The following is a 20,232-nucleotide window of genomic DNA, read 5'->3' on the forward strand; positions in this document are numbered from 1 at the left end:
GCCGACCATCATCACGTCCGCATGGGCGAAGTTGATCAGCCGTAGCACGCCATAAACCATCGTATAACCGATGGCAATCAGGGCGTACATGCCCCCAAGACTCATTCCATTGACCACTTGCTGGAGAAAAATGGCGCCGTCCATTTTGTAGCCTCGTCACAACTTAAGGGTTAACCACGGTACGAAACGCCAGCTTGCCATCTTTCACTTCGTTGATGACCGCGCTGCGAATGGCATCGCCGTTCTGTAACGTCAGCGTGCCGGTCACGCCCTGGAAATCTTTGGTGGCGCGGATTTTTTCATTCACGCAGACCCGATCGTGGGGATCGCTGCACTGGTTCATGGCGTTGACGATGACGTTATAGGCGTCCGCCGCCATTGCGCCCCAGGTATGGGTCGGCTGCTGGTATTTGGCTTCCCAGGCTTTGATGAAGGTTTCCCCGGCCGGGGTCTGCTCTTTGGCGTTCGGCGAGTAATAATCGGTGGTCATATAGCCGTTGACCGCGTCTTTACCGACATCGAAGAAGACCTGATCCGCGGCCAGACCGTCGCCGCCCACCACCGGTTTGTTGAGCCCCAGTTGTTTAGACTGCACGGCAATCAGCGCCCCTTCGGTGTAGTAGATCGGCATGTAAATCATGTCGACATTCTTCGCCTTGACGCTCGCCAACTGGGCTTTAAAGTCCTTGCTGCCGCCCGGGGCCTGTACCTCGATGGGAATGGTGCCGCCGTTTTTCAGGAACTGGGTGCGGAACGCTTTCGCCAGGCCGACGGAGTAGTCGTTGCTGCTGTCAAACACGATGGCGGCGGTTTTGGCTTTCAGATCGCGGGAGGCCAGATTTGCCCCGACCACCCCCTGGAAGCTGTCCGAGAAACAGACCCGGCTGACGTACGGATGGTTACGGGTGACGCGGTCGTTGGTGGCGGTGGAGGAGACCAGCGGCGTTTTGCTGTCGTCGGCGATCTTGGTCATCGCCAGGGTGTTGGAGGAGGTGACTTCCCCGATCACGGCATCCACTTTATCGCTGGAGACCAGGCGCTGCATGGCGTTGGCCGCTTCGACTTTGTCGCTTTTATCATCGATAACGATAAGCTTGATGGTATCGCCATTTTTTAACGTCGGGGTGATGGCCTGAATAATGTCCAGCCCTTTCTGCGACGGCTGGCCGTAGCCGCTGAGGGCGCCGCTCAGGGGTAATACCACCCCGATTTTAATTTCCGCTGCCTGCGCGCTGCTGGCGCCGACCAGCGCGGCAACCAGCGTGGCCATTAAAGACGCTTTCCCGGAAAACGATTTCATTGGTATTTCTCCGTCGGTCGATTATTTATCTTTAACCATCAATGACTGCATAACATTGAGGAATAATTCGCCAGCGTGTCCGACGAATTATTGGCTGTTATGTTGAATAGATAACGAGATATATACCCTAAATAATTCGAGTCGCATGAAGGCGGCAAGTGAGCGAGTCCCCAGGCGCTTACAGAAGTCAGTGACTGGGGGGAGAGAACGCAGCCAACGCACATGCAACTTGAAGTATGACGGGTATTTTTAATGCGCTGATTTACCTTACAACGTCCGTTTCGTTTTTACTCATGCAATATTCTTATTACCTGCTGGGAGGGGCATAAGGCTGATGACAACACGGTTTTTGGTACGGTGAACGCATTTTGCCGGGGGGCGACTGGCGCCTTACCCGGCCTGAAAAATCCACCATATAAACCGGTTGAACGGTTTGCGCAGGCCCGCGCAAGCGAAGCGCCGTCGGGCAATTTCAGCGCGCACCCGAATATAATATTCAGGTGCGCCCGGTAGTATTAAAATTTATTCTGCTGCTGGTGTGACTTATTCTTTTAAAGGGGGCAATGGTTTTATTTTTCCATGCAGCGCCGGATTATCACTTTCATCTTTTAACTGCACGCCGGTGACGCGGCGTAAAAAAGCCTGCTCCAGCAGCCAGGCCAGTTTAAAGGCGGCGGCGTCATGGCCTAATCCCTCCGGACGAATATTGGAGATACAGTTGCGCTCAGATTCCAGACGCTGACGATGGGGCTGCCAGGTGAGGTAGACGCCGAGGCTGTCCGGCGAGGAGAGACCCGGTCGTTCGCCAATCAGGATCGCCACCGCGCGGGCTTTCAGGGTTTCGCCAATATCATCCCCCAGCGCCACCCGCGACTGATGCGCCAGCACTACCGGCGCCAGGCCGATACCCAGCGTTTGCAGATAGGGCAGCAGGGCGCGGATCAATGGCACCGCCTGGCGCTCTACCGCCCAGGAAGAGAGGCCATCGCCGATCACCAGCAGCAGATCGGCGGGGCGGACGCCGCTGGCGGCGAGGTCGGTGCGGCTTTCGTCGGCGAGCTGCCGCCCGAGATCCGGACGCCGAAGATAGGTGTGACGGTCCGGCGCGGCGCTGTGCACCGTCAGGGCGTCGAGGCCGAGCGCCGCCAGCGGCGCCACCAGCTGCTGGCTGGCGAACGGCTGATGAATAGCATCCCGCGCTCTGGCATGGGCCAGACCAAAGTTAAGGACTTCGCGGGTCGGCAGGCTGGCGCCGCTGCGGCCCAGGGCGATCCGCGCATCGGTAAATTCACGCAGCGGGTTCCAGGCATCGGGACGGTTCATACGGAGGCTCCTTGCGGCAGGACGGACAGCAGCGGATGGCGGGCGTCGGTGAGCCGCAGCGTGCCGTGCGGATCGATAATCTGCATCTTCGCCAGCCAGTCGGCGAACTCCGGGGCATGCTTTAAGCCCAGCAGGCGACGGGCGTACAGCGCGTCATGGAACGAGGTGCTCTGGTAATTGAGCATGATATCGTCCGCTCCGGGCACGCCGATCAGGAAGGTGAGCCCGGCGGCGCACAGCAAGGTCAGCAGGGTGTCCATATCATCCTGATCCGCTTCCGCGTGGTTGGTATAGCAGACGTCGCAGCCGATCGGCAGGCCCATCAGCTTGCCGCAGAAATGATCCTCCAGCCCGGCGCGAATAATCTGCTTGCCGTCGTAGAGATACTCCGGACCGATAAAGCCGACCACGGTATTGACCAGTAGCGGTTCAAAGTGACGGGCGACGGCGTAGGCCCGCGCCTCACAGGTTTGCTGATCGACGCCGTGGTGGGCGTTGGCCGACAGGCAGCTTCCCTGGCCGGTCTCAAAATACATCACATTGTTGCCGAGGGTACCGCGCCTGAGGCTGAGGGCCGCCTCACGGGCCTCCTGCAGCATGGCAAGATTGATGCCGAAGCCGCTGTTGGCCGCTTCGGTTCCCGCCACCGACTGAAACACCAGATCCACCGGCGCGCCGCGCTCAATCAGCTGCAGCGTATTGGTGACATGGGTCAGAATGCAGGACTGGGTGGGAATGGCGAAGCGCTGAATAATATCGTCCAGCATGACGTTCAGCTGCGCCAGCACCGGTAAGCTGTCGCTGGCCGGGTTGATGCCGATCACCGCGTCCCCGGCGCCGTACAGCAGCCCGTCGAGCATACTGGCGGCGATGCCTTTCAGGTCGTCGGTAGGATGGTTGGGCTGCAGGCGTACGCTGAGGTGGCCGGGCAGGCCGATGGTGTTGCGAAAGCGCGTCACCACCTGGCATTTGCTGGCGGCAAGGATCAGATCCTGATTGCGCATCAGCTTACTGACCGCCGCCGCCATCTCCGGGGTGATGGCGCGGGCGACCCGCTGCAGCGTGGCGGTATCGGTGGCATCATCCAGCAGCCAGTCGCGAAAATCGCCGACCGTCAGATGGCGCAGGGCGGCAAAGCCCTGCGCATCATGGGTGTCGAGGATCAGGCGAGTCACTTCATCCTGCTCGTAAGGGATAAGCGGGTTGTCGAGAATGTCGGTCAGCGGCACCTCGGCGAGGGCCATTTTCGCCGCCATCCGCTCTTCGGCTGAGGTGGCGATAACCCCTGCGAGGGCGTCGCCGGAGCGGGCTGGCGACGCTTTCGCCATCAACGTTTTCAGACTATCAAAGCGCCATACCTGGCCCGATAGCGTGGTTTTATACATGCCGCCTCCTCAGGAGACCGTGCGCAGTTGAGGATCCACTGGCGCCCGTTCACGGGCCGCTGCGGTTTTGCGGAACCACAGGTAGCCGCCGAGCATCATCGCCGCGAAAATCAGCGCCAGCAGCAGGTTATACCAGACCATCGCCACCAGGCAGAGCACCGCCATGCCGAGGGCAAAGGCCGGCGCCAGCGGGTAGAGCGGGGCGCGGAATGGGCGGATCAGCTTCGGCTCGCTACGGCGCAGTTTGAACAGCGCCGCCATGGAAGTGATATACATAACAATAGCCCCAAATACCGACATAGTGACGATACAGGCGGTCAGCGGCATGCCGCTGATGGTGATCAGCGAGTCGGAGAAGATCGCGGCGATACCGACCACGCCGCCGGCGAGGATCGCCAGATGCGGGGTGCGGGTGCGGCGGTTGAGGGTCGCCAGCCCGGCGGGCAGATAGCCGGCGCGGGCGAGGGAGTAGATCTGCCGCGAATAGCCCATAATGATGCCGTGGAAGGAGGCGACGAGGCCAAACAGCCCCAGCCACACCAGCATATGCAGCCAGCCGCTGCCATTGCCCACCACCGTCTTCATCGCCTGGGGCAGCGGATCGTTAATATTGGACAGCGCGCGCCAGTCGCCGACGCCGCCGGCGAAGACCATCACGCCGATCGCCAGCACCGTCAGCGTCAGAATGCCGCCGCCCAGGGCGCGCGGAATGGTGCGCTGCGGATCTTTGGCCTCTTCGGCCGCCATGGAGGCCCCCTCAATGGCGAGGAAGAACCAGATGGCGAACGGAATGGCGGCGAACATCCCCGGCAGCGCCAGGCCGCTGAAGCTTTCCGCGCCCGCCCAGCCGTTAGTGGTGAAGTGGCTCCAGGAGAAGCCGGGCGCGACCACGCCCATGAACACCAGCAGCTCGAAGATGGCCAGCAGGGTGACGATCAGCTCGAAGGTGGCGGCAATGCCGACGCCGAGAATATTGAGCGTCATAAAGATCACGTAAGCGCCGCAGGCGACCCATTTCGGATCCAGCGCCGGAAACTGCACGTTGAGGTAGGCGCCGATGGCCATGGCGATGGCCGGCGGGGCGAAGACGAATTCAATCAGGGTGGCAAAACCGGCGATAAAACCGCCGGTGGGCCCGAAGGCGCGGTAGGCATAGGCGAAAGGGCCGCCAGCGTGCGGGATGGCGGTGGTCAGCTCGGTAAAGCTGAAAATAAAGGCGCAGTACATCGCGGCGACCGCCAGGGCGACGACCATAAACCCCATCGTGCCCGCCTGCGACCAGCCGTAGCTCCAGCCGAAGTACTCCCCGGATATCACCAGTCCGACGGCGATCCCCCATAAACGAAAACTGCCGAGCGTTCTTTTTAAGGTGGTGGTTTGCTCTGTCATACGTGTTGCCTCGCCAGATAGAAAGGTTCTGAACGACAGGCTGCAAAGAGAGTGCCAGAACGTGGTCCGTCGCGATGAGGCGTCAGCGCGTGGCGCGCCCGCTGGCGCTGCGCAAAAATGGGGCAGGCTGCACGCTGTCGGCGCGTGCCCTGGTGCAGCGGCTTTGCTTTTTCCGCGGCGGCACGGTATAACACTTCTTCTTTTGGATGTTTAGATGTCTATACGTTTATACGCATCATGACCCGGGCAAGCGGGCTGGCGTGAGAAAATAAAATGCAAAGCACAACACAACAACAAGGTGGGCAACTGAAGCGCACCATGAAAACGCGCCATCTGATCATGCTGTCGCTCGGCGGCGTGATTGGCACCGGCTTATTTTTTAATACCGGCTATATCATCTCCACCACCGGCGCGGCCGGGACGCTGCTGGCGTATCTGATTGGCGCCCTGGTGGTCTGGCTGGTGATGCAGTGCCTCGGTGAATTGTCGGTGGCGATGCCGGAGACCGGCGCCTTCCACGTTTACGCGGCGCGCTATCTTGGCCCGGCGACGGGCTATACCGTGGCGTGGCTCTACTGGCTAACGTGGACGGTGGCGCTGGGTTCGAGCTTCACCGCGGCGGGTTTCTGCATGCAGTACTGGTTCCCGCAGGTGCCGGTCTGGATCTGGTGCGTGGTGTTCTGCGCGGTGATCTTCGGCCTTAATATCATTTCGACGCGCTTCTTCGCGGAAGGCGAGTTCTGGTTCTCGCTGGTGAAAGTGATCACCATCATCGCGTTTATTATTCTCGGCGGCGCGGCCATTTTCGGCATCATTCCGATGCAGGATGGCTCGCCGGCGCCGGGCCTGCACAATATCACCGCCGAAGGCTGGTTCCCGCACGGCGGCCTGCCGATCCTGATGACCATGGTGGCGGTGAACTTCGCCTTCTCCGGGACGGAGCTTATCGGCATTGCCGCCGGAGAGACGGAAAACCCGCATAAGGTTATTCCGGTCGCCATCCGCACCACCATTGCCCGGCTGATTATTTTCTTTATCGGCACCGTGTTCGTGCTGGCGGCGCTGATCCCAATGCAGCAGGCGGGGGTGGAGAAAAGCCCCTTCGTGCTGGTGTTTGAAAAGGTGGGCATCCCTTACGCGGCGGATATTTTCAACTTTGTGATCCTGACGGCGATCCTCTCGGCGGCTAACTCCGGCCTGTACGCTTCCGGGCGGATGCTGTGGTCGCTGTCGAACGAGAAGACGCTGCCGGCCTGCTTTGCCAAAGTCAATAAACGGGGCGTGCCGGTGACCGCGCTGTCGGTGAGTATGCTGGGCGGCGTGCTGGCGCTGTTCTCCAGCGTGGTGGCGCCCGATACGGTGTTTGTGGCGCTGTCGGCGATCTCCGGTTTTGCGGTAGTGGCGGTGTGGTTGAGCATCTGCGCCTCGCACTTTATGTTCCGCCGCCGCCATCTGCAGCAGGGTAAGGCGCTGAGCGATCTGCAGTATCGCGCTCCCTGGTATCCGGTGGTGCCCGTTCTGGGGTTTGTGCTGTGCCTGGTGGCCTGCGTGGGCCTCGCCTTTGACCCGAGCCAGAGAATTGCGCTGTGGTGCGGGATCCCCTTTGTGGCCCTGTGCTATGGTGCCTGGTATCTCACTCGTTCACGGAATATGACTCAGGAGTCCCAACATGTCGCAGACTAACCCGTTCACTGCTCTGCTTGCCGCCCAGCCTTATGTCCTGCTGGACGGCGCCATGGCCACCGAGCTGGAGGCCCGCGGCTGCGATCTGGCCGACAGCCTGTGGTCGGCGAAAGTGCTGCTGGAGAACCCGCAGCTGATCCGCGATGTGCATCTCGACTACTTTCGCGCCGGGGCGCAGGTGGCGATCACCGCCAGCTATCAGGCCACCCCGGCGGGCTTTGCCGCGCGCGGGCTGGATGATGCGCAGTCCCGGGCGCTGATCGGCAAAAGCGTCGAACTGGCGCGCAAAGCGCGCGAGGCGTACCTCGCCGAGAACCCGCAGGCCGGCACGCTGCTGGTGGCCGGTTCGGTAGGGCCGTATGGCGCGTTTCTCGCCGACGGCTCGGAGTATCGCGGCGATTATCAGCGCAGCGCGGCAGAGTTCCAGGATTTCCACCGCCCGCGCGTCGAAGCCCTTCTGGATGCGGGCGCCGACCTGCTGGCCTGTGAAACCCTGCCGTCATTTGCTGAGATCCAGGCGCTGACGGCCCTGCTGCAGGACTATCCCCGCGCCCGCGCCTGGTACTCTTTCACGCTGCGCGACGCCGAACATCTCAGCGATGGGACGCCGCTACGCGAGGTGATGGCTGCCCTGGCGGATAACCCGCAGGTGGTGGCGGTGGGCATCAACTGTATCGCCCTGGAAAATACGCCCGCGGCGCTGGAGCATCTGCACAGCCTGACGGCCCTGCCGCTGGTGGTCTATCCTAACTCCGGCGAACATTATGATGCGGTGAGCAAGACCTGGCACCATCATGGCGAAGCCTGCGCCACCCTGGCGGATTATCTGCCGCAGTGGCTGGCGGCCGGGGCGAAGCTGATTGGCGGCTGCTGCCGCACCACGCCGAAGGACATCGCCGCGCTTAACGCGAAGCGCTGAGTTTTTTGCCGGGTGGCGCTGCGCTTACCCGGCCTACATATTGCGCGATCCGTCGCCGCCACCCGGCGCCAACCATCTGCCACTCACCAACCGCTCAAAACCAACTATCCTTTCCCGCTTTTGTTCTAAAAACGATTCGCTATTAGCCAGAATTTTTAATTACTTCATCTCCCTCCTGATGCCGGAAATACTGCACCTATAACAACTCAGGGGAAGCAGACATTATGGCATTCACATCGCGAATTACTCTTCTGGCGGCGCTGGCTGTCGCCGCCTTCCAGGCGCAGGCGGTCAACGTGACCGTGGCGTATCAAACCTCCGCTGAGCCGGCGAAAGTCGCCCAGGCGGACAATACCTTCGCCAAAACCAGCGGCGCGACCGTCGACTGGCGGAAATTCGACAGCGGCGCCAGCGTGGTGCGTGCCCTGGCCTCCGGCGATGTGCAGATCGGCAATATCGGCTCCAGCCCGCTGGCGGTGGCCGCCAGTCAGCAGGTGCCGATTGAAGTGTTCCTGCTCGCTTCAAAGCTCGGCAACTCCGAAGCGCTGGTGGTGAAAAAAAGCATTACCAAACCGGAAGATCTGATCGGCAAGCGCATCGCCGTGCCGTTTATCTCCACCACCCACTACAGCCTGTTGTCGGCGCTCAAACACTGGGGCATCAAGCCGGGCCAGGTGCAGATTATTAACCTGCAGCCGCCGGCGATTATCGCCGCCTGGCAGCGCGGGGATATCGATGGCGCTTACGTCTGGGCGCCAGCGGTTAACGAACTGGAAAAAGAGGGCAAGGTGCTGACCGATTCGGCGCAGGTTGGGGAGTGGGGCGCGCCGACCCTCGATGTTTGGGTGGTCCGTAAGGACTTCGCCGAGCAGCATCCGGAGATCGTCAAAGCCTTTGCTAAAAGCGCCATCGACGCCCAGCAGCCCTACATCGCCAACCCGGAAACATGGCTGAAACAGCCGGACAACATCAGCAAGCTGGCGCGCCTGAGCGGCGTGCCGGAAGCTGATGTCCCCGGGCTGGTGAAGGGGAACACCTACCTGACCGCCGCTGAGCAGGCGCAGGCGCTGAATGGTCCGGTCAATCAGGCCATCGTCGATACCGCGCGCTTCCTGAAAGAGCAGGGCAAAGTGCCCGCGGCGGGAACCGATTATCGTCAGTACGTCACTGACCGTTTCGTGAAGTAAAGGAGGCGGCGATGCTGCAAATCTCGCATCTTTCCGCCGACTACGGCGGTAAACCGGCGCTGGCGGATATCAACCTGACGCTGGAGAGTGGGGAGCTGTTGGTGGTGCTGGGGCCTTCGGGCTGCGGTAAAACTACCCTGCTGAACCTGATTGCCGGATTCGTGCCCTATCAGCACGGCAGCATCACCCTCGAAGGTCAGCGGGTGACCGGGCCGGGCGCAGAGCGCGGCGTGGTCTTCCAGAACGAAGGCCTGCTGCCGTGGCGCAATGTGCAGGATAACGTGGCGCTGGGCCTCCAACTGGCGGGCGTGGATAAAGCGCAGCGCCGGCAAGCGGCGGCGCAGATGCTGAAGAAGGTGGGTCTCGAAGGGGCGGAAAAACGCTTTATCTGGCAGCTGTCCGGCGGTCAACGCCAGCGGGTGGGCATCGCCCGGGCGCTGGCGGCGAATCCGCAGCTGTTGCTGCTGGATGAGCCCTTCGGCGCGCTTGACGCCTTTACCCGCGAGCAGATGCAGACATTGCTGCTGAAACTGTGGCATGAGACCGGCAAACAGGTGCTGCTGATCACTCATGACATTGAAGAGGCCATCTTTATGGCCACCGAGCTGGTGCTGCTGTCGCCGGGGCCGGGACGGGTGGTGGAGCGGCTGCGGCTTGATTTTAGCCGTCGCTTTGTCGCGGGCGAATCCTGCCGCAGCATCAAATCCGACCCGCGGTTTATTGAACAGCGGGAATACATTCTGAGCCGGGTGTTTGACCAACGGGAGGCTTTCTCATGAGCGTGGTACTGAACGACAAACCGCGTCAGACGACGCTGAAGTGGCGCTGGCCGCTCTCCCGTCAGCTCACCCTCAGCGTGGCGACTCTGGCGGTATTGCTGGCCGTCTGGTGGGCGGTCGCGGCGCTGCAGCTGATTAGCCCGCTGTTTCTGCCGCCGCCGGGTCAGGTACTGCAAAAGCTTATCACCATCGCCGGGCCGCAGGGTTTTATGGATGCGACGCTCTGGCAGCATCTGGCGGCGAGCCTGACGCGGATCGTCATCGCCTTGCTGGCGGCAGTGCTTATTGGCGTACCGGTGGGGATCGCCATGGGGCTCAACTCGACGGTGCGTGGGATCCTCGATCCGCTGATCGAACTCTATCGTCCGGTGCCGCCGCTGGCCTACCTACCGCTGATGGTGATCTGGTTTGGCATCGGTGAAACCTCGAAGATCCTGCTGATCTACCTGGCGATTTTCGCGCCGGTAGCCATGTCGGCGCTGGCAGGGGTAAAAAGCGCGCAGCAGGTGCGCATTCGCGCCGCCCGTTCGCTGGGCGCCAGCCGGGCGCAGGTGCTGTGGCTGGTGATCCTGCCCGGCGCGCTGCCGGAGATCCTCACCGGGCTGCGCATTGGTCTCGGGGTGGGCTGGTCAACGCTGGTGGCCGCTGAGCTGATCGCTGCCACCCGCGGATTAGGATTTATGGTGCAGTCTGCCGGCGAGTTTCTCGCCACCGATGTGGTGCTGGCGGGGATCGCGGTGATTGCCATTATCGCCTTTTTACTGGAACTGGGTCTGCGCGCGCTGCAGCGTCGCCTGACGCCCTGGCATGGAGAAGTACAATGAGTGAACGTCTGAGCATTACCCCGCTGGGGCCCTATATTGGCGCGCAGGTGACCGGGGCAGATTTAACCCGTCCGCTGAGCGACAACCAGTTTGAACAGCTGTATCACGCGGTGCTGCGTCATCAGGTAGTATTCCTGCGCGAGCAAAATATCACCCCGGCGCAACAGCGCGACCTGGCGCTGCGGTTTGGCGACCTGCATATCCATCCGGTCTACCCTCACGCCCCTGGCGTGGAAGAGATTATCGTCCTCGATACCCACAACGATAATCCGCCGGATAATGACAACTGGCATACCGATGTCACCTTTATCGACACGCCGCCCGCCGGCGCCATTCTGGCGGCGAAAGAGCTGCCGACGACCGGCGGGGACACCCTGTGGACCAGCGGCATTGCCGCCTGGGAAGCGCTGTCAGAACCTTTCCGGCAGCTGCTGAGCGGCCTGCATGCCGAACACGATTTCCGCAAATCGTTCCAGGAGTATAAGTACAACAAGACCGAAGCCGAGCATCGGCGCTGGCAGGAAGCGGTGGCGAAGCATCCGCCGCTGCTGCACCCGGTAGTGCGTACCCACCCGGTGACCGGCAAGCAGGCGCTGTTCGTTAATGAAGGGTTTACCACGCGAATTGTCGAGGTGAGTGAGAAAGAGAGCGCAGCGCTGCTGAACTTCCTGTTTGCTCATGTCACTAAACCGGAGTTTCAGGTGCGCTGGCGCTGGCAGCCGAACGATGTCGCTATCTGGGATAACCGGGTGACCCAGCATTACGCCAACGCCGACTATCTGCCGCAGCGGCGGATCATGCACCGGGCGACGATCCTCGGCGATAAGCCGTATTACCGGGCGGGGTAATGCTTGTAGCCGGTTAAGGCATCAGCCGCGAGCCGCGGAGAAAAGCGGATGCTGCATTGCCCGCTGCTTCCCGGAGGCGGCGCCTGACGCGCCTTTTCCGGGCGACCGATCCGTCGGAAATGGTGTACCGTAGCCCGGCTAAGGCGCAACGCGCCGCAAGCCGGGAAAAAGCGTTTATGCCGATTTTTGCGCACCCAGATGCGCGCCAATATAGCGCTGATAGCGATTGGCCTTCAGGTAGGTGAGATCCACCAGCACCAGACCATCCACGCAGTTATTGAAATCCGGATCGCTGCCGAAATCGATAAACTGCACGCCGCCCGGCTCGCACACTTCCGAGTACTGCTTATACAGCGGCGGGATCGCGCAGCCGAGATTGCCGAGCAGGGACTTCAGCCGGGCCAGGTCGTCGTTGTAATCCTCCCCGCCAAACTGCGCCAGCACGTCGGGCAGCGACGCCGGATAAGGTCGACGCGACTCCGCCAGCGGATGCGTCGCCGGGAACCACAGCCGGTAGAACGCCACCAGCAGATCGCGGGCGGCGGGCGGCAACCCGCCAGAAATCGACACCGGACCAAACAGATAGCGATAGTGCGGATAGCGCGCCAGATAAGCGCCGATGCCTGACCACAGGTAGTCCAGCCCGCGACGCCCCCAGTAGCGCGGCTGGATAAAGCTGCGCCCCAGCTCAATGCCGTGCTGCAGGACATCGTCCATCCGCCCGTCGTAATGGAACAGGCTGTAACTGTAGATCCCTTCCAGGCCGCGCTTTGCCAGCTGGATGGCCGTCGGCATAAAGCGGTAAGCGCCGACGATTTCCAGATCGTCTTCATCCCACAGGATCAGATGCAGATAGTCGTCGTCATACCCGTCGATATCCCGCCGTTTGCCGCTGCCTTCCCCGACCGCGCGGAAGGCGATTTCCCGCAGACGTCCCAGCTCGCGCAGCAGCGGCGCGTCCTCCTGGCCGTTGCGCTGCCAGAGGTAAATCACTTTGCCGTCGGTGGTGCGGCCCAGACACTCGGCCTTATGCAGTTCGCGTTTGAGCAATGCCCGGTCTTCCGGACGGGCGATGGCGCTTTCGGTTTTGAACTGCCCCGGCAGCCCTTTGCGCAGTTGTTCCAGGTGCTGATAGCAGCGGCCGGTAAGCTCGCGAGCGCTGGACTTGGCATCGAACCAGCTCGACCAGGGGATCTGCTGGCCGATGCGCACCGGCAGGCTGCTGTTGCGCCGGCGAAACATCTGCTGCATCAGCAGGAGCAGCGGCAGGTTGTCGGAGACCAGCGTGCTGGCGTAAAACAGGGCGCTGTTGTGGGCGTTAATCCACGCCGGCAGCAGCGGGGCGCGATATTTTGCCGCCAGCTTAATAAAGCCGGAGTGCCATTTTTTATCGCGGATACCGCGACGGGTGAGGCGGGAGACTTCCCCCGCCGGGAAGAAGATCAGCACCCCGCCGGCCTGCAGCTGGTGATCCATCTGCTGCAGCGCCGCTTTAGCGGTGCGGCCATGAATATTATCTACCGGGATAAACAGCGAGCTCAGGGGCTCAAGGTGGGTGAGCATGCGGTTGGTGACCACTTTGACATCGCGGCGCACGCGGGATACCGCATACAGGAGCGCCAGGCCGTCGAGGGTGCCGGTGGGGTGGTTGGCGATAATGACCAGCGGGCCATATTCGGGGATTTGTTCGAGATCGTGCGCCGGGATGGCGCAGCGGATATTGAGGTATTCCAGTACCTGTTCGACCGTATCAAGCCCCTTCAGGTGGCGATGACGATCGGCAAATTGTTGAAACTCTTCCTCATAAAACAGCTTTTTTAACAGTTTCTTTTGCCAGGGGGCGGGCCTCGCCTGAGGCCACAGGTCATCGAGTACGTTGTCGAGACTAAACATAGTGGCTCCTCCTCCGTCCTGCCCAGACAGTAGAAGGTGGAGATGTCGTTCAGATTACAGTTGGGTGAAGTTTCGGTCGCAGCGGGGGAGGTTTCCCGGATAGCGGCTAACGCCTCATCCGGGCTACGGTTGGCGCCGATTTGTAGCCCCGGTAAGCGTCAGCGCCACCGGGGAGAGGCTATCGGCGTTCACCGCAGCTAAGATCAAAGCTATCGCCAGCCCAATTTGGGGGATATAGCCCGCGCTGGAAATCGCGATGAAAGGTTGAAAATGGCCAATCGATCACCCGGGTGACCCAGCCATGCTTAAGTGGATTGATATGGATGTAATCAACGTGTCGGCGGTAATCATCTTCATCGCGTATGGCATGCTCCCAGAAGCGCGGTTGCCAGAGGGGTTGTCGTTTTAACGTTCTGCTAAAACAGCCTTTGATATCTCTCCAGCGTGAAGAAAAATCGTCATCATTATGAGGTAGTGTCCAGATGCAATGCAGATGTTCAGGCAACACCACCCAGGCATCAATAATAAAGGGGCGATGTTGTTTAACAACGGCGACAGAGTAGCGCAATAATTCTATGTTTTCAGTTAGGTGCATGCTTCTACGGTCTTTAAGGTTAACAGTGAAGAACCAGGTTCCCCCCTTAATGTAATAACGTCGATAAGCCACCACAGGATCTCCTGGAATTCGGTATTTATGATGTGGTTTAACACGTTAGAAGGCGAAATCCGGTACGCCAAGGAGAAGGCGCAGAAGGTGGAAAGCGGCGCGCAAAGTTTTAGCTACAGATATTGGTTAGCGCCTGTCCCCGGATAGCGGCGCAAGCGCCTTATCCGGGCTACGGTGTGGTGGTCGCGATAAATACAGCGCACCGGGGATGAGGTTTGGTAGCCCCGGTAAGCGAAGCGCCACCGGGGAGGGGCGGGTTTAACGGAGGATTTTTTTCTCGGCCAGATCGAGGGCGAAATAGCTGAAGATCAGGTCGGCGCCTGCGCGTTTGATAGCGCCGAGGCTTTCCAGAACCACTTTCTCTTCATCGATAGCGCCCGCCTGGGCAGCGAATTTGATCATCGCGTACTCCCCGCTGACCTGATAGGCGCCGAGCGGCAGATCGCTGCGTTCGCGGATATCGCGCAGAATATCCAGGTAGGCGCCAGCCGGTTTCACCATCAGGCAGTCGGCGCCCTGGGCTTCATCGAGCAGCGACTCGCGAATGGCCTCCCGGCGGTTCATCGGGCTCATCTGATAGGTTTTCCGATCGCCCTTCAGCGCGGTACCGGCCGCTTCGCGGAACGGGCCGTAGAAGGAGGAAGCGAACTTGGTGGAGTAGGACATAATCGCCGTATTAGTGAAACCGGCGGCATCCAGCGAGCGGCGAATCGCCTGTACCTGTCCGTCCATCGCGGCGGAAGGAGCGATGAAATCCGCCCCTGCGGCGGCGGCGACAACGGCCTGCTTGCCGAGGTTTTCCAGGGTCGCGTCGTTATCCACCCCGTGGTCGCACAGCACGCCACAGTGACCGTGGGAAGTGTATTCGCAGAAGCAGGTATCGGACATGACGATCATCTCCGGCACCGTGGACTTGCAGATCCGCGACATACGCGCCACCAGGCCATTTTCATTCCAGGTATCGCTGCCGGTAGCATCGGTGTGATGAGAAATGCCAAAGGTCATCACCGAGCGAATGCCGGCGTTAGCGATGCGTTCGATTTCACGTGCCAGATATTTTTCCGGAATGCGCATCACGCCGGGCATGGCCTCGATCGCTTTGTAATCATCAATTTCTTCTTCAACAAAGATCGGCAACACCAGGTCGTTCAAACTCAGTGTTGTCTCTTCAAACAGGGCGCGCAGCGCAGCGGATTGACGCAGGCGGCGGGGGCGAGTGATTAAATCTGTCATGGTTTGCCTGATTTTGTGAAATGAAAGACGTTAGTGTAACTGAAATGGCATGGGGATGTTTCGCCAAAACGATCGTTATGTCGTGTCGGCGAAACCCCCGCGAGCTTACTGGCTGGCCGTCTGCATGTTGGGCTGCGCGCCGCTCAGCTCGCTGACCAGGTCGTTGATGCCATCGCTCATATTGTTGAAGCGGGTTAACGGCGAGCGGGTTACCACCACAAAGGCGCCGACGTTAGCCTGCGGATTCATCGCCATATAGGTGATAAACCCGCCGCCGCCGCCGGTTTTCTGAATAATCCCCGGATGGCCATTCTTCGGCTTCATATACACCCAGCCAAGTCCCAGCGCGTCGGCGCGGCCCGGCACGTCCATACCAATCACCCGGGTCAGTTGGTTACGCTGATAAATCAGCGTCTGCATCCGATCGGCCTGCTGGCTGCGGGTATAGAAATCGGATGACAGGAACTGCTGCATCCAGCGCATCATATCCCCCGGCGTCGAGTAGACTCCGCCGCTGCCGATCGCCGCCAGGGTGTTGTTGCATGGGCTGGCGCCTTTTTCCGGGATCATCAGCCGCTGGCACTGATCCGGTGACGGGGTAAAGGTGGTGTCCTTCATCCCCAGCGGCCGGGTGATCTGTTCTTCAAACAGCTGCGGATAAGGTTTGCCGGCAGCGGTGGAGAGCGCGTCCGCCAGTAAATCAAAGGCCAGGTTGGAGTAGGCTGCCTGTGAGCCCGGCGCGGTCTTCAGGGTCGCGGTAGAGAGCCAGTTCCAGCGCTGCTGGCGGGTCGGCCAGACAAACACCGGACGATGAGCGGCGCCGCCAGGCTGCTCGCGCGGCAGGGCGCTGGTATGGGTTGCGAGGTTAACCAGGGTGATTGGTTTTCCCTGCCAGTCAGGCACCCGGGTACCCGGCGGGGCGTATTTGCTCAGCGGATCGTTGAGTTTCACCACCCCCTGGTCGAGCAGCTTCACCAGCATCTCGCTGGTCATCAGTTTGCTGAGGGAGGCGATACGGATCACCGAGTCGAGCTGCGGGTGCTGATTATTCCCCGGGCGGGTTTCGCCAAAGCTGCGAAAAACACGCTGATTGCCATCGATAACCACCAGCGCCATGCCGGTGGCGCCGCTGCCGTAGTAGATATGATTGGCGTAACGATCGACCACATCCGAGGCGAAAACCGGGTCAACGGTAGGCTGTGCGGCCTGCACCGAGGTCCACGACGCCGCGCACAGCGCAGCAAAAATGAGCAAACTACGTTTCAACGGAGATCATCCATTAAATAAATAAAAAAGAAGAGGGTATTTATACTACGAAGTGGCGCAGAACAAAGTGGGATTCACGACATTCCTGCAGGAAAAAGGTAACGGTGCGTAAAAAAGACTTTTTTACGCTTTCAGATATCGGCTTTTTCCGCTGCCGCGTATGATGACCGTTTGGCTGAAAGTTCGTGGGAGAGAACAATGACGGCTCAACGGGTAGTGATGGTCGTGGATATGCAAAACGGCGTGTTCGCCACGCCACGTCTGGCGCGCGAGCGCTGCGTCGCGCAAATTAATCGTCTGGTGCGCGCGGCGGACAAGGTTATTTTCATTCAGCATGATGAGGCCGGCGGCCTCGAAGCCGGCAGCGAAGGCTTCGCCCTGCTTCCCGAGCTGGAACAGCCAGCTGGCGCGCTGTATGTCACCAAAACCGCCTGCGACGCCTTCTACCACACCTCGCTGGCGCAGGTGCTGGACGAACACGACATTCAGCAGTTCGTCATCTGCGGCTGCGCCACCGACTACTGCCTCGACACCACCATTAAAAACGGCGCCAGCCGCGGGTACGGTATTGTGATCGCGGAAGATGCCCATACCACCGCCGACCGCCCCGCCGCGCAGGCCGCGACGCTTATCGCCCACTACAATGAGGTGTGGCGTACGCTGACCGTTCCTGGCAATCCTTTACAGGTGAAACCCACAGAAACAATTCTGCACGCCTGGCAGCAGAACTAAGCTGTTGATATCCGGTCTTATCATTCGTCTGCCCCGCGAGAGCGCATCCACGCGGCGGCCGACGTATGCGTCGTACACAGCAATAGCAGAACGATAAGAAGTTAGCAGGAGACAATGATGTTTAAATCTTTTTTCCCCAAACCGGGGCCGTTTTTTATTTCTGCCTTTATCTGGTCGCTGCTGGCCGTGATCTTTTGGCAGGCGGGCGGCGGCGACTGGCTGCTGCGGGTCACCGGAGCATCGCAAAATGTGGCGATCAGCGCGGCGCGCTTCTGGTCGCTCAACTATCTGGTGTTCTACGCTTACTATCTGTTTTGCGTCGGCGTGTTTGCACTCTTCTGGTTTGTCTACTGCCCGCATCGCTGGCAGTACTGGTCGATTCTCGGCACGTCGCTCATCATCTTCGTCACCTGGTTTCTGGTGGAAGTCGGGGTGGCGATCAACGCCTGGTATGCGCCGTTCTACGACCTGATCCAGAGCGCGCTGGCCACCCCGCATAAGGTCAGCATCAACCAGTTTTATCATGAGATCGGCATCTTTCTCGGCATCGCGCTCATCGCGGTGATCATTGGCGTGATGAACAACTTCTTCGTCAGCCACTACGTCTTCCGCTGGCGCACGGCGATGAACGAACACTATATGGCCCACTGGCAGCATCTGCGCCATATCGAAGGCGCCGCGCAGCGTGTGCAGGAAGATACCATGCGCTTTGCCTCCACCCTGGAAGATATGGGGGTAAGCTTTATCAACGCGGTGATGACCTTGATCGCCTTCCTGCCGGTGCTGGTGACGCTCTCCGAACACGTTCCCGACCTGCCTATCGTCGGCCATTTGCCGTATGGTCTGGTGATTGCCGCTATCGTCTGGTCGCTGATGGGGACCGGCCTGCTGGCGGTGGTGGGGATTAAGCTGCCGGGCCTGGAGTTTAAAAACCAGCGCGTGGAAGCCGCCTATCGTAAAGAGCTGGTCTACGGTGAGGACGATGAAACCCGCGCCACGCCGCCGACGGTGCGCGAGCTGTTCAGCGCGGTGCGTCGCAACTATTTCCGTCTCTATTTCCACTATATGTATTTCAATATCGCCCGCATTCTCTACCTGCAGGTGGATAACGTTTTCGGCCTTTTCCTGCTGTTTCCGTCGATCGTTGCCGGTACGATTACCCTCGGGCTGATGACGCAAATTACCAACGTCTTCGGCCAGGTGCGCGGCTCGTTCCAGTACCTGATTAGCTCGTGGACGACGCTGGTGGAACTGATGTCCATCTACAAACGTCTGCGCAGTTTTGAACGCGAGCTGGACGGCAAGCCGCTGCAGGAAGCGATCCCGACATTACGTTAATTAAGACAAGGAAGCATGATGGCCGCACGTTTATCGCGCATTATTCCCGGTTCATTGACGCTGTTGGCGGCCATGGTGCTGAGCGCCTGTACCAGCCAGCAGGCCCCGACGCTGAAAAAGGGCGAGAAGCCCGTTGACGTGGCGTCGGTGGTGCGGCAGAAAATGCCGGCCAGCGTCAAGGATCGGGAGGCCTGGGCGCAAGCCATCGCCACCGCGTTTGACAGCCAGAAGCTGGCGCCGACGGAAGAGAATGTCTGCTCGGTGCTGGCGGTCGCGCAGCAGGAGTCTAACTATCAGTCCGATCCGGTGGTGCCGGGGTTGAATAAAATCGCCTGGCAGGAAATTGACCGCCGGGCGGAAAAAATGCACATTCCGCCGTTTCTGGTCCATACCGCGCTGAAGATCACCTCGCCAAACGGTAAAAGCTATAGCGACCGTCTGGACAATGTGAAGACGGAAAAGCAGCTGAGCGCCATTTTTGATGACTTTATCGGGATGGTGCCTATGGGGCAGAAGCTGTTCGGTTCACTTAACCCGGTGCACACCGGGGGGCCGATGCAGGTCAGCATTGCCTTTGCCGAGCAGCACACCTCCGGCTACCCGTGGAAAATGAACGGGACGGTGCGCCAGGAGGTCTTCAGCCTGCGCGGTGGCCTGTGGTTTGGCACCTATCATCTGTTGAATTACCCGGCCAGCTACAGCGTGCCGCTGTACCGCTTTGCCGACTTCAACGCCGGCTGGTATGCCAGCCGTAACGCCGCCTTCCAGAACGCGGTGGTGAAAGCCAGCGGGGTGAAACTGGCGCTCGACGGCGACCTTATCCGCTACGACAGCGAGGAACCGGGCAGCACCGAGCTGGCGGTGCGTCGTCTGGCGGGCCAGTTGGGAATGAGCGACAGCGAGATCCACAGCCAGTTGAAAAAGGGCGACAGCCTGGCGTTTGAGAAGACCGACCTTTATCAGCAGGTTTTCCGCCTCGCCGAGAAAAGGGCGGGCAAGACTCTGCCGCGGGAGATGTTGCCAGGGATCCAGCTTGAGAGTCCGAAAATTACCCGTAATCTGACGACGGCGTGGTTTGCAAAACGGGTTGATGAGCGGCGGGCAAATTGTATGGCGCGGCGTTAACGGCGCTGACGCCAGCGCACAATGAGCGCCAGCAGCCCGATGAACGAGCAGCCGATCAGGAAAGGGATCAGGCCAAAGAGGGTGCCAACGGCGAGACTGATGTCGACTTGCGGACGGCTGGCGTCCTGCGTTTGCATCAAGCGTTCAAATACCCCCGGAGCGTGGATCAGCATGCTGAGCATCTGCGCGCCGGCCCAGCAGCAGACCAGCACGAACAGGCCGTAGGCGACATGGCTGCCGGTCAACGCCCCTCTTTTTTTATTTCCCAAAAGCGATTTTGAAAAACTGAATTCAGCCATAGGCCCTCCCACCTCTGTACTGCTGGTTTTTTCTCCAGCTCT

The 20,232-nt window shown here is 60.2% G+C and carries 21 protein-coding genes; 11 read left to right on the plus strand and 10 right to left on the minus strand.

Annotation, left to right across the window (positions count from 1 at the left end):
• Positions 1–144: ABC transporter permease subunit (locus CW267_RS21940; protein ID WP_413773661.1), on the minus strand; the 144-nt coding region annotated here is incomplete at its 3' end.
• Positions 145–163: 19 nt separating this feature from the next.
• Positions 164–1,270, minus strand: a complete 1,107-nt coding sequence (locus CW267_RS21945; RefSeq protein ID WP_004147267.1) for an ABC transporter substrate-binding protein — start codon at positions 1,268–1,270, stop codon at positions 164–166.
• Between CW267_RS21945 and CW267_RS30800 the strand changes: the two genes are divergently transcribed.
• The gene (locus tag CW267_RS30800; RefSeq protein WP_046881799.1) at positions 1,263–1,406 is read left to right on the plus strand and encodes a hypothetical protein; all 144 of its coding nucleotides are present in this window, start codon (positions 1,263–1,265) and stop codon (positions 1,404–1,406) included. The two genes, CW267_RS21945 and CW267_RS30800, sit on opposite strands and share 8 nt — an antisense overlap.
• A gap of 437 nt (positions 1,407–1,843) precedes the next feature.
• On the opposite strand, the gene eutC is transcribed toward CW267_RS30800, so the two are convergent.
• The 3 genes from eutC to eat are packed head-to-tail and all read right to left on the minus strand — an operon-like array spanning position 1,844 to position 5,397.
• Complete coding sequence (gene eutC / locus CW267_RS21955) at positions 1,844–2,623, minus strand: ethanolamine ammonia-lyase subunit EutC (protein WP_016160360.1); 780 nt, start codon at positions 2,621–2,623, stop codon at positions 1,844–1,846.
• Positions 2,620–4,008 carry an ethanolamine ammonia-lyase subunit EutB gene (locus tag CW267_RS21960; protein WP_016160361.1) on the minus strand — a complete coding sequence of 463 codons (1,389 nt, stop codon included), beginning with the start codon at positions 4,006–4,008 and terminating at the stop codon, positions 2,620–2,622. The genes eutC and CW267_RS21960 overlap by 4 nt, the downstream gene beginning before the upstream one ends.
• Positions 4,009–4,017: 9 nt before the next feature.
• Entirely contained in the window at positions 4,018–5,397 is a 1,380-nt protein-coding gene (eat, locus tag CW267_RS21965) for an ethanolamine permease (protein ID WP_008805328.1), read from the minus strand.
• 74 nt (positions 5,398–5,471) lie between these two features.
• On the opposite strand from eat, the gene CW267_RS30805 reads away from it, so the two are divergent.
• The 7 genes from CW267_RS30805 (at position 5,472) to tauD (ending at position 11,637) form a co-directional block, all read left to right on the plus strand.
• The gene (locus CW267_RS30805; RefSeq protein ID WP_012542728.1) at positions 5,472–5,588 is read left to right on the plus strand and encodes a hypothetical protein; all 117 of its coding nucleotides are present in this window, start codon (positions 5,472–5,474) and stop codon (positions 5,586–5,588) included.
• Between the two features lie 82 nt (positions 5,589–5,670).
• Positions 5,671–7,080 carry an S-methylmethionine permease gene (gene mmuP, locus CW267_RS21970; protein WP_008805329.1) on the plus strand — a complete coding sequence of 470 codons (1,410 nt, stop codon included), beginning with the start codon at positions 5,671–5,673 and terminating at the stop codon, positions 7,078–7,080.
• Complete coding sequence (gene mmuM / locus CW267_RS21975) at positions 7,067–7,999, plus strand: homocysteine S-methyltransferase (protein WP_032732576.1); 933 nt, start codon at positions 7,067–7,069, stop codon at positions 7,997–7,999. Before mmuP ends, mmuM begins: the two co-directional genes overlap by 14 nt.
• Positions 8,000–8,223: 224 nt before the next feature.
• Positions 8,224–9,186, plus strand: a complete 963-nt coding sequence (gene tauA, locus CW267_RS21980) for a taurine ABC transporter substrate-binding protein (RefSeq protein ID WP_008805331.1) — start codon at positions 8,224–8,226, stop codon at positions 9,184–9,186.
• Between the two features lie 11 nt (positions 9,187–9,197).
• Positions 9,198–9,965 (plus strand): taurine ABC transporter ATP-binding subunit, encoded by a 768-nt coding sequence (tauB, locus tag CW267_RS21985; protein ID WP_004893960.1) that lies wholly within the window; start codon positions 9,198–9,200, stop codon positions 9,963–9,965.
• Positions 9,962–10,789 (plus strand): taurine ABC transporter permease TauC, encoded by an 828-nt coding sequence (tauC, locus tag CW267_RS21990; protein ID WP_008805332.1) that lies wholly within the window; start codon positions 9,962–9,964, stop codon positions 10,787–10,789. Before tauB ends, tauC begins: the two co-directional genes overlap by 4 nt.
• Positions 10,786–11,637, plus strand: a complete 852-nt coding sequence (gene tauD / locus CW267_RS21995) for a taurine dioxygenase (protein ID WP_004144604.1) — start codon at positions 10,786–10,788, stop codon at positions 11,635–11,637. The genes tauC and tauD overlap by 4 nt, the downstream gene beginning before the upstream one ends.
• A 174-nt stretch (positions 11,638–11,811) precedes the next feature.
• Here the strand turns inward: tauD and CW267_RS22000 are convergent, their stop codons facing one another.
• The 4 genes from CW267_RS22000 to ampH form a co-directional block, all read right to left on the minus strand.
• On the minus strand, positions 11,812–13,530 hold the full coding sequence (locus tag CW267_RS22000; protein ID WP_012542727.1) for a lysophospholipid acyltransferase family protein: 1,719 nt from the start codon (positions 13,528–13,530) through the stop codon (positions 11,812–11,814).
• A 178-nt stretch (positions 13,531–13,708) separates the two neighbouring features.
• Positions 13,709–14,200, minus strand: a complete 492-nt coding sequence (locus CW267_RS22005) for an REP-associated tyrosine transposase (protein ID WP_016160363.1) — start codon at positions 14,198–14,200, stop codon at positions 13,709–13,711.
• Between the two features lie 255 nt (positions 14,201–14,455).
• Complete coding sequence (gene hemB, locus CW267_RS22010) at positions 14,456–15,430, minus strand: porphobilinogen synthase (RefSeq protein ID WP_002890201.1); 975 nt, start codon at positions 15,428–15,430, stop codon at positions 14,456–14,458.
• Between the two features lie 105 nt (positions 15,431–15,535).
• A complete protein-coding gene (gene ampH / locus CW267_RS22015; RefSeq protein WP_008805334.1) occupies positions 15,536–16,696 on the minus strand; it encodes a D-alanyl-D-alanine-carboxypeptidase/endopeptidase AmpH in 1,161 nt (386 codons plus the stop codon).
• Positions 16,697–16,915: 219 nt separating this feature from the next.
• Between ampH and CW267_RS22020 the strand changes: the two genes are divergently transcribed.
• The 3 genes from CW267_RS22020 (at position 16,916) to CW267_RS22030 (ending at position 19,891) form a co-directional block, all read left to right on the plus strand.
• On the plus strand, positions 16,916–17,428 hold the full coding sequence (locus CW267_RS22020; protein WP_162493340.1) for an isochorismatase family protein: 513 nt from the start codon (positions 16,916–16,918) through the stop codon (positions 17,426–17,428).
• A 117-nt stretch (positions 17,429–17,545) separates the two neighbouring features.
• Complete coding sequence (gene sbmA / locus CW267_RS22025) at positions 17,546–18,766, plus strand: peptide antibiotic transporter SbmA (RefSeq protein WP_008805336.1); 1,221 nt, start codon at positions 17,546–17,548, stop codon at positions 18,764–18,766.
• Between the two features lie 18 nt (positions 18,767–18,784).
• Positions 18,785–19,891 carry a DUF1615 domain-containing protein gene (locus tag CW267_RS22030; RefSeq protein WP_012968854.1) on the plus strand — a complete coding sequence of 369 codons (1,107 nt, stop codon included), beginning with the start codon at positions 18,785–18,787 and terminating at the stop codon, positions 19,889–19,891.
• Here the strand turns inward: CW267_RS22030 and CW267_RS22035 are convergent.
• Positions 19,888–20,190 (minus strand): YaiY family protein, encoded by a 303-nt coding sequence (locus tag CW267_RS22035; RefSeq protein ID WP_012542723.1) that lies wholly within the window; start codon positions 20,188–20,190, stop codon positions 19,888–19,890. The two genes, CW267_RS22030 and CW267_RS22035, sit on opposite strands and share 4 nt — an antisense overlap.
• Between the last annotated feature and the right edge of the window lie 42 nt (positions 20,191–20,232).

It is taken from the genome of Klebsiella sp. X1-16S-Nf21 (assembly GCF_002837615.1).
In the GTDB taxonomy this organism is placed as follows: domain Bacteria; phylum Pseudomonadota; class Gammaproteobacteria; order Enterobacterales; family Enterobacteriaceae; genus Klebsiella; species Klebsiella variicola.

Bases quoted from the DNA above. Each gene is read 5' to 3' on its own strand.
- CW267_RS21945 (WP_004147267.1), bottom strand. From the start codon at position 1,270: ATGGCCACGCTGGTTGCCGCGCTGGTCGGCGCCAGCAGCGCGCAGGCA.
- eutC (WP_016160360.1), bottom strand. From the start codon at position 2,623: ATGAACCGTCCCGATGCCTGGAACCCGCTGCGTGAATTTACCGATGCG.
- CW267_RS21960 (WP_016160361.1), bottom strand. From the start codon at position 4,008: ATGTATAAAACCACGCTATCGGGCCAGGTATGGCGCTTTGATAGTCTG.
- eat (WP_008805328.1), bottom strand. From the start codon at position 5,397: ATGACAGAGCAAACCACCACCTTAAAAAGAACGCTCGGCAGTTTTCGT.
- CW267_RS30805 (WP_012542728.1), top strand. From the start codon at position 5,472: ATGAGGCGTCAGCGCGTGGCGCGCCCGCTGGCGCTGCGCAAAAATGGG.
- mmuP (WP_008805329.1), top strand. From the start codon at position 5,671: ATGCAAAGCACAACACAACAACAAGGTGGGCAACTGAAGCGCACCATG.
- mmuM (WP_032732576.1), top strand. From the start codon at position 7,067: ATGTCGCAGACTAACCCGTTCACTGCTCTGCTTGCCGCCCAGCCTTAT.
- tauA (WP_008805331.1), top strand. From the start codon at position 8,224: ATGGCATTCACATCGCGAATTACTCTTCTGGCGGCGCTGGCTGTCGCC.
- tauB (WP_004893960.1), top strand. From the start codon at position 9,198: ATGCTGCAAATCTCGCATCTTTCCGCCGACTACGGCGGTAAACCGGCG.
- tauC (WP_008805332.1), top strand. From the start codon at position 9,962: ATGAGCGTGGTACTGAACGACAAACCGCGTCAGACGACGCTGAAGTGG.
- tauD (WP_004144604.1), top strand. From the start codon at position 10,786: ATGAGTGAACGTCTGAGCATTACCCCGCTGGGGCCCTATATTGGCGCG.
- CW267_RS22000 (WP_012542727.1), bottom strand. From the start codon at position 13,530: ATGTTTAGTCTCGACAACGTACTCGATGACCTGTGGCCTCAGGCGAGG.
- hemB (WP_002890201.1), bottom strand. From the start codon at position 15,430: ATGACAGATTTAATCACTCGCCCCCGCCGCCTGCGTCAATCCGCTGCG.
- CW267_RS22020 (WP_162493340.1), top strand. From the start codon at position 16,916: ATGGTCGTGGATATGCAAAACGGCGTGTTCGCCACGCCACGTCTGGCG.
- sbmA (WP_008805336.1), top strand. From the start codon at position 17,546: ATGTTTAAATCTTTTTTCCCCAAACCGGGGCCGTTTTTTATTTCTGCC.
- CW267_RS22030 (WP_012968854.1), top strand. From the start codon at position 18,785: ATGGCCGCACGTTTATCGCGCATTATTCCCGGTTCATTGACGCTGTTG.
- CW267_RS22035 (WP_012542723.1), bottom strand. From the start codon at position 20,190: ATGGCTGAATTCAGTTTTTCAAAATCGCTTTTGGGAAATAAAAAAAGA.